General features: G+C 47.0%; 13 protein-coding genes and 1 pseudogene. 2 read left to right on the top strand and 12 right to left on the bottom strand.

Annotated features, from left to right (window positions below):
• Positions 1–17: 17 nt before the first annotated feature.
• The 11 genes and pseudogenes from LA360_RS22430 to LA360_RS22380 all read right to left on the bottom strand — a co-directional run bounded on the left by LA360_RS22430 (position 18) and on the right by LA360_RS22380 (position 12,363).
• The gene (locus LA360_RS22430; protein WP_089774741.1) at positions 18–842 is read right to left on the bottom strand and encodes a carbohydrate ABC transporter permease; all 825 of its coding nucleotides are present in this window, start codon (positions 840–842) and stop codon (positions 18–20) included.
• Positions 832–1,722 (bottom strand): carbohydrate ABC transporter permease, encoded by an 891-nt coding sequence (locus tag LA360_RS22425; protein ID WP_022201992.1) that lies wholly within the window; start codon positions 1,720–1,722, stop codon positions 832–834. The genes LA360_RS22430 and LA360_RS22425 overlap by 11 nt, the downstream gene beginning before the upstream one ends.
• 85 nt (positions 1,723–1,807) lie before the next feature.
• Positions 1,808–3,244, bottom strand: a complete 1,437-nt coding sequence (locus LA360_RS22420) for an ABC transporter substrate-binding protein (RefSeq protein ID WP_022201991.1) — start codon at positions 3,242–3,244, stop codon at positions 1,808–1,810.
• A gap of 158 nt (positions 3,245–3,402) precedes the next feature.
• A pseudogene (locus LA360_RS22415) lies at positions 3,403–4,080 on the bottom strand (altronate dehydratase); the annotation flags it as partial.
• A 127-nt stretch (positions 4,081–4,207) separates the two neighbouring features.
• On the bottom strand, positions 4,208–5,572 hold the full coding sequence (locus LA360_RS22410) for a tagaturonate reductase (RefSeq protein WP_278336729.1): 1,365 nt from the start codon (positions 5,570–5,572) through the stop codon (positions 4,208–4,210).
• Positions 5,568–6,596: a zinc-binding dehydrogenase gene (locus LA360_RS22405; RefSeq protein ID WP_022201988.1), complete on the bottom strand. Its 1,029-nt coding sequence runs from the start codon at positions 6,594–6,596 to the stop codon at positions 5,568–5,570. Before LA360_RS22405 ends, LA360_RS22410 begins: the two co-directional genes overlap by 5 nt.
• 31 nt (positions 6,597–6,627) lie before the next feature.
• On the bottom strand, positions 6,628–7,536 hold the full coding sequence (locus LA360_RS22400) for an amidohydrolase family protein (RefSeq protein ID WP_022201987.1): 909 nt from the start codon (positions 7,534–7,536) through the stop codon (positions 6,628–6,630).
• 21 nt (positions 7,537–7,557) lie between these two features.
• On the bottom strand, positions 7,558–8,589 hold the full coding sequence (locus tag LA360_RS22395; RefSeq protein ID WP_022201986.1) for an ABC transporter permease: 1,032 nt from the start codon (positions 8,587–8,589) through the stop codon (positions 7,558–7,560).
• A complete protein-coding gene (locus LA360_RS22390) occupies positions 8,586–10,109 on the bottom strand; it encodes a sugar ABC transporter ATP-binding protein (RefSeq protein ID WP_002593168.1) in 1,524 nt (507 codons plus the stop codon). The genes LA360_RS22395 and LA360_RS22390 overlap by 4 nt, the downstream gene beginning before the upstream one ends.
• Complete coding sequence (locus LA360_RS22385; protein WP_022201985.1) at positions 10,106–11,107, bottom strand: ABC transporter permease; 1,002 nt, start codon at positions 11,105–11,107, stop codon at positions 10,106–10,108. The genes LA360_RS22390 and LA360_RS22385 overlap by 4 nt, the downstream gene beginning before the upstream one ends.
• A 203-nt stretch (positions 11,108–11,310) precedes the next feature.
• Positions 11,311–12,363: a sugar ABC transporter substrate-binding protein gene (locus LA360_RS22380; RefSeq protein ID WP_022201984.1), complete on the bottom strand. Its 1,053-nt coding sequence runs from the start codon at positions 12,361–12,363 to the stop codon at positions 11,311–11,313.
• Between the two features lie 425 nt (positions 12,364–12,788).
• Here LA360_RS22380 and LA360_RS22375 point away from each other — a divergent pair, with 425 nt between their 5' ends.
• Entirely contained in the window at positions 12,789–13,463 is a 675-nt protein-coding gene (locus tag LA360_RS22375) for a GntR family transcriptional regulator (RefSeq protein ID WP_022201983.1), read from the top strand.
• Positions 13,464–14,144: 681 nt separating this feature from the next.
• On the opposite strand, the gene LA360_RS22370 is transcribed toward LA360_RS22375, so the two are convergent.
• The gene (locus LA360_RS22370; RefSeq protein WP_022201982.1) at positions 14,145–15,392 is read right to left on the bottom strand and encodes a DUF1015 domain-containing protein; all 1,248 of its coding nucleotides are present in this window, start codon (positions 15,390–15,392) and stop codon (positions 14,145–14,147) included.
• Here LA360_RS22370 and LA360_RS31560 point away from each other — a divergent pair.
• Positions 15,374–15,598 (top strand): DUF6783 domain-containing protein, encoded by a 225-nt coding sequence (locus tag LA360_RS31560; protein WP_349141107.1) that lies wholly within the window; start codon positions 15,374–15,376, stop codon positions 15,596–15,598. The two genes, LA360_RS22370 and LA360_RS31560, sit on opposite strands and share 19 nt — an antisense overlap.
• The last annotated feature ends 5 nt before the right edge of the window (positions 15,599–15,603 follow it).

Raw genomic sequence — 15,603 nt, 5'->3', positions numbered from 1 at the left:
GAATTTTCAGACACGCTCTAACCCTTGATGCCCGACATGGCAAAGGTGTTTATGATGTAGCGCTGGAACAGGATATACAATGCCAGCGGAATCATCATGGTCATGACGGAAACAGCCATTGCTATGGTAAATTCCGTCCCTCCCTCCGCGCTTATGTACATCTGCAGGGCCAGGGACAGGGTGTAATTCTCCTTGCTTTTCAGTATAAGAACCGGCCACACGTACTCGTTCCAGGAATTGATGAAAAAGATAATTCCCGTGGAAATGATGGAGGGCCGAACTAGCGGGATGATGATATCCCTCATAATTTTCAGATTCTTCACATTCTCCATCCTGGCAGCCTCGATAAGAGCTCTGGGGATTCCCCGCATGGACTGGCGCAGCAGAAAGATTCCCAGCACATCGGCCAGCTGGGGCAGGGCCACGCCCCATATCTTGTCGCTGAGTCCGATTTTGGAAATCATCAGATAGTTGGGAATCATGGTAACGGTAAATGGTATGAACATAGTGGCCAGCATGATAAAATACAGGATTCCCTTGCCCCCGAAATCAAAATATACAAAGGAATATGCCGCAAACAGGCTGGTAACGGTCTTAAAAATGGTTACAGTGGCAGCAATCAAAAAGGTATTCATGGTAATCCTTAAAAAGGGCAGCTTGCTGAATACATGGATGTAATTCTGCACCGTGGGTCTTGCCGGGATAATCTGAAACACCGTATTGAAGGCATCCTGCATGGTCTTAAAGGAATTGGACACAGCAAAAACAATGGGCATCAGGAGAAGGAACACGGCGCACAGAAGAAGCAGGTGCCATCCCGGCTGCATTTCTTTAATTTTCATAATATACCCCCTTTTCCACAAACCGGAATTCCATCAGCAGCAGTACAATGAACAGCACCATGGTAATCACTGACACGGCTGACGAGGTGCCGGTGCGGTACAGGGTAAATGCCTCGTGATAGGACATGTATATCAGGTTGGAGCTGGCATAGTTTGGACCGCCCTGGGTCACCACCTTGATGGGTGTAAACACATACTGAAGTCCCTGTACAATGGTGGTGATAAACACGTAGATTCCGGTAGCCGAGCTCATGGGGACCACCATGTCGCGGAATATTTTCCACAGTGGAATGTTATCCAGCCTGGCCGCCTCAATGACCTCTGTGGATACCCCGGACACACCTGCCAGTATGATGATAAAATTATAGCCGAACACCTTCCAGGAGGTGATTACGCTCAGCACCGCAATGACCCAGCCCTCTGTCTTGGACCAGAAGGGAAGGGCCAGGCCAAAGTACTTTAACACAAGGGCCACCGGGCCGGAAATGGGATTCAGAATCCAGATGTACAGGATGGAACCCACCACCAGAGAGATGACGCTGGGAAGGAAAAATACAGCTTTATAAAATCCCTGTCCCCTCTTAATCACCGCTGACAGGATGAAGGAAAGGATGTAGGGCAGAACAAAATTCAGTACCAGCAGCACAAGGATATACACCACTGTATTGCCTGCAATCTTCCAGGAATTCGGATCCTTAAAAATGGCCGCATAGTTAGCCAGCCCCACAAACTTTTTCACCGGTTTCACCATATTCCACTCAAAAAAACTGAGATATACCGTATAAAACAAAGGATAAAACATGAATACCGCAAACACTGCCAGGGATGGCACAAGAAACAAATATCCCAGCAATGTCTGCCTTTTTTCTTCCTGATTCAATCTGATTTTACCTCCATAAAGGGGCAGGTACCCCCATATACTCCGGGGATACCCGCTCCAATTTATTGTAAGTGCCTCCAACCGGTTACTGTACTGCCAACAGCTGGTTGATGGCATCCTGTGTTGCCTTCATGCCCTGCTCTGCCGTCACCTGTCCGCCCAGAATCTGGTCCCTCATATCCAGGAGCATCTGCTCTGCCTGAAGACCCGCGTCTCCCGGGAACGCTGTCCACGGAACCACTCCGTCCATCTGCTCGATGGCCGCGTTCATCATCTTGTTCTCAGCCAGGAATGTCTTAAGTCCGTTCTCAGCCCCGGCCACATCCTTTCTGGGAGGCACATAACCGGTGCCCTCTGTCCAGGCTGCCATGGACTCCACGCTGTAGAGGAACTTCTCAAATTCCCATGCCGCCTTCACCTGGTCGTCGCCCTGGGCCGTAATGGCCAGGAAGCATCCGCCTGCCGGAACCATGCGCTCCTTGTCATTCCACAGAGGGGATTTTACGGTTGCAGCGTCAAACTGCGCTCCCTTCTGTACGGAAGCCCTTCTGGCAATGGTGGTGTAAAGCATGGCGCAGTTGCCGTCGATAAAGCTCTGGCAGCCTTCCTCCCAGGAGATATGTAAAGCGGTCTGGTCCTTCACCATATCAGCCATCAGCTGCATGGCTTCAATTCCATCCTCCGTAGCAAAGGCGGCCTCTTTTTTGCCTTCTGCGTTGGTGGTCAGCATCTTAGCCCCGCTGCTTTCAATCAGTCCCTGCTGAGCCCAGAAATCTGCGGGCTCCTGCATATAAAATCCGTACTTTCCGGTCTTTTCCTTAACGGTCTTTGCAAACTCGCTGACCTCCTGCCAGGTAGTTGGGCCGTCTTCCGGAAGTCCTGCCTCTCTTAAGATATCCTTGTTGATGTAGAGAACCGGATTACTCAAAGAATACGGGATGCCCACCTGTGAACCCTCGCTGTTTACAGCCAGCTCAAGGACATTGGGCAGGAATTTGTCCTGAAGGAAACCGGCTTCCTCCTTGTCAAACTTGTCAATGGCTTCCTGAGGAGACACATAGGAAAAGTTATTGGAGAAATAGTCTAAGAACGCCCAGCCAATCTGCACCAGAGCCGGAGAATTGCCGGCTGCCGCTTCTGCCTGAAGGTTCTGCATCAGCCCCTTATACATGTCCGGATTGTACTTTGCCACTACCTGGATATGATCGTTGCTTTCGTTAAACTGCTTAACCAGCTCGTCTACCACCAATCCTCCCTGTGTTTCCGCGTTGCAGTGCCAGTATTCGATTACTGTTTTTCCTCCGGAGGAGCTGTTTCCTTCCGCCTTTGTTTCTGTATTGGTTTCTGTGTTGGCCTTTGCCCCGCTTCCTGTCTGGTTTACCGCCGCCACGCTGGTCTGGGCATTGGATGCGCCCGTATTATCCTGGACTCCGCTTCCCGCCGCAGCCGCACCGCAGCCGGATAGTACAGCCATTGAAGCTGCCATGGCCAATGCCATCAAAGATTTTACACTTCTTCTCATTACTCCATTTCCTCCTAATCATTCCGTGGTATGTTCTTATCTTAAAGATTGAATGTAAATTCCGGAAGATGAAATCTGTAAAATCTTTGCAAGAAATTGGGAAAAAAAATAAAGCACGGACCCAATCCTTTGTCCGTGCTTTAATCCGCTCCATCCTTCTACAGTGTGACTCCCTGCTTAAAGATAGCCAAATCATGAAAGCCAGCTTCCTCTGACTTTACCTTTTTCCCTGAAGCCACCCTGAGAACATATTGGAACAATTCCATGGCCACCTGGTCCTTTGTCTTTGTCTCCACCATTTCGCCGGCGTTAAAGTCAATCCAGCCGGCCTTGTATCCGGCCAGCTTTGAATTGGAGGAAATCTTCATGGCGGGGACCAGGGTAGCGAAGGGTGTTCCCCTGCCTGTGGTAAACAGGACAATCTGGGCGCCGGACACCGCCAGGGCCGTGGCAGCTACCAGGTCATTGCCCGGAGCGGACAGCAGGTTAAGCCCCTTCTCCCTGACACGCTCACCGTATTCCAGCACACCGCACACAGGCGAGGAGCCGGACTTCTGGGTGCAGCCAAGAAACTTGTCCTCCAGGGTGGAGATGCCTCCCTTTATATTGCCCGGGGAGGGATTTTCGTAGATAGTCTGGTTGTGGCTGGTGAAATATTCCTTGAAACCATTGATTAACTTCACGGTCCTGCGAAATGTCTCCTCATCCCGGCACCGGTTCATCAGAATGGTTTCAGCGCCAAACATCTCCGGCACCTCGGTCAGAATCGTGGTCCCTCCTTTGGATATGAGTATATCGGAAAACGCTCCCACCGCCGGCGTTGGGATGATGGATGAATCCCTGTTGATTTTTATAAACTCCTGCATATGACTCTTCCTCCGGGTCTGCACATTGTGGTACTGCGCATATTATTATACCCCTTCATATCATCGGATTCCGCACATCATTTATCCCTGGCCGCATTTACTCCGTTTCACTCAGAACCGCGTCATATGCCTTGGACATGCCCGCTGTCTCAATCAATTCATACCACTTCTTCACATCCCCGAGAAGGGGGCTTAAATCCTGTCCCCAATAATCTTCCCTCTTTAAAATATCTTCCACCGGGGCTGTCTTCATGAAATCCATGATTTCCTGGCTGTCATTGGCATCATCGGTGCGGTAAAACGCTATGAGGGCTGCCAGCGAAAAGGTAAGTCCCTGTGGGCAGGAACCAAACATATCCCTGTACTCCAGTATGGTGGGCAGCACCCTTGCGCGGAATTTGGACACGGAGTTAAGCGCAATGGAGAGGAGCATATGCTTAATAAAGGGATTGGAGAACCGCTCCAGCACTGCCTCTCCGAATTTCCGGTTATCTTCCGTATCGCCAATGGCCGGTATGATTTCCCCGAATATACACTTGCGTAAAAGGGCGGACACCTTTTCATCCTTCAGGCACTCTCCCACTGTCTTAAGACCATATAAATGGGCTCCCAGCACCATGGAAGTATGGGCTCCGTTCAGGATGCGCACCTTCCTCTTTTTATACGGATCCACATTGTCGGTCCAGACCACATGAAAGCCGGCCTTTTGCAGCGGAAGCTCATCCTCATGGCTTCCCTGGATGACCCACAGGTGGAATATCTCAGCCGTATCCATCATATCGTCCTGTTCACCAATCCTCCGGCAAAGCTCCTCATGTTCATCCCTGGGAAATCCGGTGACAATACGGTCCACCAGTGTGGAGCAAAAATCATTTTCCTGTACAAGCCATGTCTTGAATTCCTCTCCCAGCCCCCACAGATCCGCGTAACGCAGACAGCATATTTCCAGCTCCTCCCCGTTGTGGTCAATCAGCTCACAGGAAAGAATAATGAATCCCTTGAGCCCCAGACGGAACCGCTTATATAAAAGCTGGGTCAGTTTGCCCGGGAAGGACCTGGCCGGCGCATCCGTAAATTGGTTGGAATCCACGTACTCGATTCCCGCTTCCGTGGTATTTGACACAATAAAGCGGAAATCGGGATTCTCCGCCAGCTTCATATAGGACTCAAAATTCTCATAGGGATTCACGCACCTGGATATGATGTCAATATGAGTATGCTCATCCACCACCTGTCCATTATCAATACCTCTGAGGAACAGGTTGTACTCACATCCCTGCTGCTCCAGCACACTGCACATTCCTTTTTCAATGGGCTGGACTATGACCACAGAGCCGTCAAACAGCCCTTTGTCCTGCAGCTTTTGGAAAAAATAATCCGCGAAGCCTCTGAGGAATCCGCCTTCGCCAAATTGGATTACTGTTTCTTTTCTCATTTTATTTTCCTCTTTTCTCCACTCAATTTTCAGTAAAATCTATAACCACCTTTAACATATCTCCAGGATTATGTGCAAAATCATAGAATGCTTTAGCCCCGTCTTCAAACTTATATACGTTTGTAATGATATTCTCAATGGGCGTCTCTCCGCTTTTAACCAAGTCAATTAATTCTACGAAATCCTTTTTTAAAGCATTCCTTGAACCAAATACATTAAGTTCCTTTTTCTGTAGTAATGTAAAATTAAAATCCAGATTCTTCTTTCCCACACCAATGACAACTACCTTGCCGCCAAAGCACGCTGCATCTATACAATTCTGGAAGGTAGAGGGAAGTCCCACTGCCTCAATCGCTGTATCAAACCCATTTCCTCCTGTGATGTCATTTACTGCTTTTTCAAAATTCTCCGGAGAGTCGTTCAGAATTGTACCATCCACGCCAAATGCTTTGGCCATCTCTAACTTTCCCTCAGAAACATCCGATATATAAACAAGCGCGCCTTTTGCTTTCGCAGCAACAGCAGCAAGCACCCCAATGGTTCCTGCTCCAATTACAAGCACTTTTTCTCCGGTTCCCACCTCTGCCCGGCTGACGCCATGATAACTGATACAAAACGGTTCAATCACGGCGAGGAGCATAGGGTCTATCCCTTTTCCATCATATACCCGCTCCGAGGGCATTGTTATATATTCCTGAAATGCACCATCGCGCTGGCATCCCATGGTCTGGTTATCCATGCAGGCATTTACAATTCCATTTTTACAGGAATAACAGTGTCCGCAATTGAAGTAAGGATTACATGTTACAATCATTCCCGGACGCAGACCCTGTTCGTTATCCTCATCTGCCTCAACGATTTCCGCGGAAAATTCATGGCCGGGAATCCTTGGATAATCGAAGTACGCAAAAGTCCCCTTGTATGAACCCAGGTCACTTCCGCAAATACCCCCGTATAGCAGTTTTAATAATACCTCGCCCTTCTTTCTCACAGGTTTTTCTACATCTATAAATTCTACCTGTCCAGGCTCTTTTATATACATCGCCTTCATATTTCCCTCCATGCTGGATTGATATTTGTAATTAAAGCGGGTAAACATCTTTTGCATTTTTGTACAATACCTGTTCTAGTTCCAAATCTGAAAAGATGTTTCCCTCATATAAGTAGCGCCATAAATTCTCATAGTTTTCCCTGGTCAGAGGACTGGGGACATCCGTTCCCCATACAAGTTTCTCAGCCCCCACAGTCTGCCTGGCAAGTTTTACAAATCCCTGTCCTGTAGGGTACGGATATGTCTCAGGCGCCACATTCCACGGCACTGCAGCCAGATCAAACCAGACATTGTGCAGAGCTAAAATGCGCAGTCCTTCTTCAAGGATTTTATAATCACCCAAAACAGGTGCCAGAAGATGGCAGACCAATATCTTCATTTTAGGATGTCTTTGCGCTATCTCTGCCACTGCCTCCGGCTGAAAACTGGGCATTCCAGGGCTTCCTATATCGAGAACCAATGTTGCCCCGGCCTCGGCAATCATTGCGAAAACTTCACGAAATACATCTCCGTCAATTCTGAAATCGCCATGATAGCCCATGAGTCCGCCTCCGGATGAAGTCTCAAATTTGACAATCCTAAATCCCATTTCATGGATAAACCGGTGCAGAAGATATTTGGCCTCTTTGCAAAATGGATCACATGTAGCTGCCGGTACGAACAGTTCCGGATAACGTCTGGCTGATTCAAGGACATATTCATTTTGAAATCCGTAAAAGCTTCCCTGCAATAACACCGCACGCTCAACATGATTCTCCCTCAATAATGCGGCTAATGTATCCGCTGTAAAAGACCGTTCCCCCAACCCCGGCGGAATCATCTCTATCTCGTCACCATTCGCCCATCGCGCCCTTCCGCCTCCAATGGGGCGTAATTCACCGCGGGGACCAAATCCGCAAAGTTGCTCAAACACATGTGTATGCGCATCAATTAGCTTCATTGCCATAAACCCACCTTTCTGTTATATCGGCTTAACCGACCCCTCCTTGCGGTTAAAGATTCTGGCCAATATACCCGAGCGTTTCAAACCGCTATTCTTATACCGCCCATAAGCATCTGCCGCAACAGCTACAATAATTACAATCCCTTTAACAACACTGTGATACGTTGATGGTACCCCTAACAGACGTAAACCATTGTTAATCATTCCAACCAAAAGAGCTCCAAACATAGCTCCCTGCAGTGACCCTTCACCTCCCATAAGGCTGGTGCCGCCTACTACAATAGCAGTAAGTACATCATTCTCGTATCCCTGCGCCGCCTTTGCAATTGCCTGCTGATTCATACTGGCCAGCACTATACCTGCTAAAGCCGCAGTAAAACCTGAAATAGCATATGATACAGTGGTTATCCGTTTAGAAGATACACCAGAAAGATTGCTGGCCTCCTTATTTCCGCCAACCGCATAAACCTGGCGTCCAAAGGTAGTCCGGTTAAGCAGCCAAAAGCTGATTAACGCCACAATCACCAATATACAAACCGAAAAAGGAATACCAAACAGTCTTCCTCCGCCAAGAAGTGTAAATGCAGCCGGTTCCAGACAGCTGATAACCTGATTTCCGGTCAGAAGCTGTGCAATTCCATAAATAATATTTTGGCTGGCAAGAGTAATCAGGAAAGGCGGAACATTAAAATTTGAGACAATCGCGCCATGAGCAATACCTGCCATCACACCGGCAGCAAGTCCAAATAAAATACCTAATATAACTCCTGTAAAACTATAGTCCATCTTGACAATAGTCAATACAACACATGCCCCGCTCATTGCTGCGGTTGCTCCAACTGCAAGGTCAATGCCCCCCAGCAGAATGGGGTAAATTGTACCGCATACCATCACACCATATATGGAAATTGCAAGCAGAATACTTTTAAAATTTCCCAGTGTCAAAAAAATACCCGGATTCATTAACGTGAGCACAAACATGACCACAAGAAGAATCAACGGTTTCTGAAAGCGACTGGTCAGAGCTTTATAGTTCTTATGACTGCTCATGTGTTCTTTTCCTCCTTTTTTGCAGTATCAATGCCGGACGCAGCCATTAATATATCCTCCTGCGTAATGACACCACTATCAAACTCTTTCTGGATATGACCCTTGCGAAATACCAGAATACGATGGGATACCCGCAGCAATTCCTGCAAATCCGAAGAAACCAAGAGAATGGATACTCCCTGTTCAGCAAGATTATCAAGAATCTTGTATATTTCATCCTTTGCTCCAATATCAATACCTGCTGTAGGTTCGTCAATCAAAAGGACCCGCAGATCGCGTGCCAGCCACTTTCCAATAACTACCTTCTGCTGGTTTCCTCCTGAAAGGTTGCCCACAGGAAGCTGCGAATCAGCCGGCCTGATATCCAGTTTTCCTACAGCATCTATACCGATCTTTTTTTCCTCTGCCCTATTCACATTTGATGCTTTACTCAAGAAGTCATAGTTTGGTACGGCAATATTGCGTTCAATTGATAAAAGTGGTATAAATCCCTGATTACGCCTATCTTCCGGAACCAACCCGAAACCTTTTGCAATTGTCTCAGAAACATGGCATGGCAGCTTCTTTCCCTGGAAAAGGATCTCCCCCCCATCATAGGAGTCTGCACCAAATATGCAGCGCAGAACCTCGGTCCTGCCTGCACCGACCAAGCCTCCAATACCCAGAATCTCTCCTCTGTGAAGTGTAAAACTAATATCGGAAAATGTACCTTTTCGGCTAAGTGACCGTACTTCAAGTACCGATTCCATTTCGCTGCGGTGCAGACATCGGGAAGCAGTTGCCTCACTGAGCTCCTTTCCAATCATCATTTTGATAACATCTGGAGGATTAATCTGCTCTTTTTCAAGAACAGCAACTTTTCTGCCATCACGCAATACGGTTAAGCGGTCAGCTAAACGGAATACCTCCTCCAACCGATGTGAAATATAAAGAATGGATACCCCTTTTTCTCTCAGTTGATTGATAATTCCAAATAAAGCCTCTGATTCTTTACTTGAAAGTGAGGCCGTGGGTTCGTCCATAATAATCAGTGATGAATCCTCAGACAGGGCCTTCAAAATCTCCACTGTCTGCCGTTGTGCAATGGAAAGTGTCTCCACAATTGCATCTGGCTGAAGATTAAAATCATAATACTCGATTAAATCACTTACTTTTTTCTTCATTTCGCGTATTTTGAGGAATCCGCAACCGCTTTTTTCCTTGCCAAGCATTACATTCTGCATAACACTCAATGTAGGAATCAGGCTCAGTTCCTGATAGATTACACCAATCCCCAGCTTCTGTGCGTCACTCCGGGAATTAATCTCACAAGCTTTGCCCGAGAACGTAATGGAGCCCCCATCCTTTGGATAAACCCCTGTCAAAATCTTAATCAACGTGGATTTTCCTGCACCATTTTCACCCATCAAAGCATGCACTTCTCCGCAGGCGACTTCCATATCAACTTTCTTCAGTACCTGAACATCTCCAAACCTTTTTTCTATCGCATTCATAGAAAGCAGGATCTTTCTCTCACTCATACAGCAGCCTTCCTTTCCTCCTCCAGGGCTTTGCGACGGACCAGTTTCTCCTCCATATATTTGTTATAAACCGAGTCAAACATAATCATAGCCACAATAACCGCACCCTTGATTATCAACTGGACCGCTGTGGGAAGATTATATTTATAGATACCATTGGTTAACACCATCATAAACAAAGTTCCAATCACGGTACCAAAGACATCACCCCGGCCTCCACTAAAGGCACATCCACCTACTACCACCGCTGCAATAACATCAAATTCAAGACCAATGCCTGTCTCAGGGGTCGCGGAACGAATCTTACCCATTAAAAATATTGCTGAAATGCTGCAACACAAACCGGTCAAAGTGAATACAGTCCGTTTAATCCTTCCAAAGTTAATTCCAGACAATTCTGCTGATTTGCAGTTAGCGCCTACTGCATAGGTATAGACACCCAGCTTAGTCCGTTTAAGTATGAGCTGCCCCGCTATTGCAATAACAAAGAAGGCAATCGTAACAAGATATACTCCGTTAATGCTTCCACCCAGAAGAAGAAACGTCCGATTATCAATTACTTTATTTGAAATCATACCTGTGGCAGTACGAATAGCAAAAATCAAGGCCAGACCTCTGAACAGGAATTGTGTGGAAAGAGTCGCTATAAAATCGGGTATGCGAAGCACCGTTACCAGCACCCCATTTAAGTAACCTCCCAGAGCCCCAACTACAAGAGCAATCAGAATAATGACACCAGACGGAAGATTGGTATAATAAAGCAGATTGGCGCAGAGCATTGCCACGAAACCTACCAGAGCACCTGTTGATAAGTCTATGCCTGCAGTTATGATTACCATGGATACACCGACTGCAATGATTCCTATAGTGGAACACTCACGTAATAAGGTAAAGATATTGTTAGTGGTAAAAAAGTATTCGCTGGTGAGACCAAAAATTAAAATCAATACAGAAAGCAAGCCGACAGATATAAGCCGGCGAATTGACTCTTGTCGCATAGTAGTTCCTCCTTTTATCATAACCGGAATCTGCCTGAAATCCATCGCCTCTCCAAATATGACATAAACCGTTTTTTATCTGAGAGGCTTGCCAGGAAGAAGGGGCTGTCGGGAAATAGGTAGTCCTAAACAGGGGGCTGTGGGAAATAGAGTCCGTCTACTCTATTTTTTCACAGCCCCTTCCTTGGAAAGATTCCTCTGGATTACCAGCGGATATCAGAACCGATTGAGCCTACTGTATCGGAGGTTACTACAACCGGAGCCATCTTAACGATGGGTGTTTTTGTAAAAGAGGATGTATCGGCTTCAGAACCAATAAAGTACATTGCAAGCCTTGCTGCTGTTGCACCCTGATCATAACAGTTTGTATAAATGGTACCGGCCATTTTTCCTTTTTCAATATATTCCAGGGCTTTAGACTCACCGTCTGCTCCCCAAATCACCATTTCTCCCAGACGGCCTGCTGCTTCCGCAGCCTGGGAAGCTCCTTCTGCCATTGCATCATTGTGGCAGAACACAGCATCAATTTTGTCATATTTAGTTAAAAAGTCATTCATAACTACATTCGCTTTCTCGGTAAGCCATTCTCCGGTCTGTGCATCTATAATTTCCACATCCGGATGCTTAGCCATCTCATCCCTAAAACCGGCTTCAAGAATTTCCCCACGGCTTGCTCCGGGTGTAGCCTGAATAATCACAACTTTTCCTGTCTCTCCAATAGAAGCAGCAATATTCTTAGCTACCAATGCCCCGGCTTCATAATCAACCATGGCAACTAACGCCGCATGCGGAGTGGAAGCATCCATGTTTAATGTTATGACAGGAATACCTGCCGCCTCCGCCTGTTCTACCGAAGCAGCAAGAGCTGCCGCATCTGTTGCCTGTAATATGATTGCATCGTAATGCTGGTTGACCAAATCCGACAATATCTGAACCTGTGTTTCAGCAGAAGCCTTACCATCAAAGCGTTGGAATGTAACGTTTTCAAAAATGGATAATTCTTTTTCCATACCGTCTCCCCAAGCGGCAGCTACTGAATCTCCAATTACGTTAGGTACAAAGGCAATTTTAACATCATCTGCATACGGTTCTTTGACATTCGACTTAACTGCAGCCACCTGAGTTCCTTCTGAACTAGATGTGTTTGATGTTGTATTCTTTGAATCCGCACCATCAATTTGTACATTGCCACACCCCGACAAAGCCAATCCAGTTACCATCAGCGCCGCTAAAAAACCCGCATAAATCTTTCTCATTCTAATAACTCCTCCTGTTTTTAGTTTTTGCGTCTTCATACAATTGCAGCAGATTCTATAGGATAAGTGAGTCCAGTGCATTTGTCATGAAGCATACATTAATGTATACATCAATTGATACAACAAGTATAATAGGCATTATACATAATTGTCAATGGTTTTTTTTGCCTTTTCTTTAATATATTGTATTTTTATATATATTTCATATTGTTTCATATTATTTTTGTACTAAATGTACATTTTCAAAATTTTGCATTATTTATATTCTTTCTTATATAATTTTATGGTATAATCAATCATGTTTTAATGTATACATCAATCAATACGTTAGGATTTGTCAATATTCACATCAATGCAATTGATGCATTATACAAACTATGATAAAATATTCTAATACATATCAAACGAGGGGGGACAAAGACGCCATGGCTAAAACCAATCTGAAGACCCTGGCCTACAAAACCATAAAACAAAAAATCGTCACATGCGAATATGCTCCTGGAATGTACCTGAATGAGGAGATATTGACTGAAGAACTTAAGATAAGCCGGACCCCCATACGTGATGCCCTAAGCAGGCTGGAGCAGGAAGGCCTTATAGAAATCAAATCCAAAAAAGGTATTACTGTTACAAGTCTCTCCATAAAAGATGTTAATATGATTTTCGAGATTCGTAAGCTGTATGAGCCTTACATTTTAAAAAATTACGGTTCCTTTCTTTCCGAAGACAAACTCCATGAATTTTATTATATCTTTTCCCACAAAGATGCCAGCAGCGAATGCTTTCAGAACAATAATTATTTTTATGATCTGGATTCTTCCTTCCACCAGATGATCGTTGATACATGTTCCAATATATATCTGCGTCAGAACTATGCCCTAATTCAAACTCAGAGCGAGCGTTTCCGCTTCATGACCGGAAACATCTCCAATAACCGTCTGGAGGACACCTTCAAAGAGCATATCTCCATTATCATCCCCTGCCTTGAAAAAGACTGGGATACTGCCTCAGAGAAACTGCTGTATCATCTGGATGAATCGAAAAAGTCAACCTTTCGGTTGGTGTTTGATAGTATTGATAGTAATAATATTGGGTTCTGATTGGTTTTGGATGTAAATGAGGCGGAGGGGTTAGGGTCATCCGTCCGTGAGTGGGATGGGGGCGGGGGAGACGGATGCTGGCTGCGGAGCGGGAATCACTAAGGCCGCATTATCTCGATTTCATCTTGATATGCGGCCCTCTGGCTGAGTATTATCTGCGTAAGTGTTAATCTAAGTAGCTTTTGTTCTAAGTAATTATTATTCTAAGCAATCTTTATTCTAAGCATTTTTTATTTTAGTCGGAATATAGCTAAGTGGAAAAATCCAAGAGAACTAACCCAAGCGGAATACCCCAGGCAGGCAACCACTTTCCTATTCTCCAGTATTATCAGCCAGAGATACCTTTTCTATCCTATGCGGTGAAGAGACAGCGGACGCTCTGGAAATGTAGTGGGTGAGAGCCGGGAACGCAGGGCGGGAGGTGGCTTTGGAGCAGTTCGGAGAGACTTAGGCGCAAGGGGCGGGAAAAGCCGGGGTTGCGCAGGGCGCTCCACGCCCGGAGCAAAGCAAACATGGAGCCGAACTCATCAGGAGTTCGGCGTAATTTTTGCGGTCCCCGGGTTTTCCTGACCCTTGGGTCTTAGTCTCTCCCACTGCGGAAACGGTCACCTCCCGGACTGCGTTCCCGGCTCTCACGGACGCGGCTCCCCACGCGCGTCCGCGTACCCCCTTCCCCTCATCCTACCCCAGCCTATGTATAAACAGCCCACTCCGAAGCTTCGGCTCAAACCAGGTAGACTTAGGCGGCATGAGAAGCCCCGCGTCCGCCACAGACAACAACTCCTCTATGGATGTGGGGAACATGGAAAATGCCACCTCCATATCCTCACCAACCCGGCGCTCCAGTTCCTTAAGACCCCGTATCCCGCCGATAAAGTCAACGCGCTTATCAACCCTGGGGTCGCCGATTCCAAGCACCGGTCCCAGAAGCTGGTCCTGAAGGATAGACACGTCCAGCCCCTTCACCGGGTCACTGCTCACAAACTCCGGCTTCACCTTAAGACTGTACCATCTGTCCTTTAAGAACATGCCGAATGTGCCCTTCTCCTCAGGCCCAAAGGCCCCGGTTCCTGCCCCGCCACGTTCCTGCACCTCAAAGCGCTCCGAAACAGCAGCCAGAAACTCTTCCTGTCCCAGTCCGTTTAAATCCTTCACTACCCGGTTGTAGGGCAGTATCTTAAGTTCCTCGTCCGGGAACAGTACGGACAGGAAATAGTTGAAAGGTTCCTTCCCCGTATAATCCGGGTTCTCTTCCCTTCTCTTAAGCCCCACCTTCACAGCGGAGGCAGCCCTGTGATGTCCGTCCGCAATATAGGTGGCCGGTATGGCCGCAAATGCATCCTCCACGGCCCGCACCATATTTCTGGCGCCAATCATCCACACCCTGTGGCGGATTGCGTCCTCTGACACGAAATCATACAGAGGCACCTCCTCCTTCACCTGGGCCACCAAAGCCTTAAGCTCCTGATTCTGCCTGTAGGCCAGGAAAATAGGGCCTGTGTGGGCGTTGGTGGTATCCACGTGGCGGATGCGGTCCAGTTCCTTATCCTCCCTGGTATTCTCATGTTTCTTCACCACGCCGTCCACATAGTCGTCAATGGAACAGCAGGCTACGATACCAGTCTGGCTCCTGCCATCCATGGTGAGTTCATAGAGATAGTAATTTTCCTCAGGGTCCGTCACATAGACCCCCTCCTCAATCTGACAATCAAGCAGCTCCCTGGCCTTGTCATAGACACGGCTGTCATAGGTGTCCACGTCATCCCCAAACTGAGTCTCAGCCCTGTCAATGTTCAGGAAGGAAAGGTGATTCCCCTTAACGGCCTCACAGGCTTCCTTCCTGTTATACACATCATAGGGCAGGGCCGCTACCCGGGCCGCCTTGTCCGCCGCGGGCCTGATACACATAAATGGTTTTACTACTGCCATCGTTTCTCTCCTGTTTATCCAGAGTGTGTTTGAAAATTCATTCCCGCCATCTGTACGCCTCACTTCGCGGCATATTTGGCCCCAATTCAGTCAGCGTAGCCCACTACGCCTCCTTCATCGGGACCAAATCTCCCACAAAGTGTGACGCACAGCTGGCAGAAAGCAATTTTCAAACACACTCTAAGGTTATAATCCGTCCATGGTAGAGCGC

The organism is Enterocloster clostridioformis, assembly GCF_020297485.1.
GTDB lineage: Bacteria > Bacillota > Clostridia > Lachnospirales > Lachnospiraceae > Enterocloster > Enterocloster clostridioformis.
This window is presented reverse-complemented; position numbering and strand designations above follow the sequence as displayed.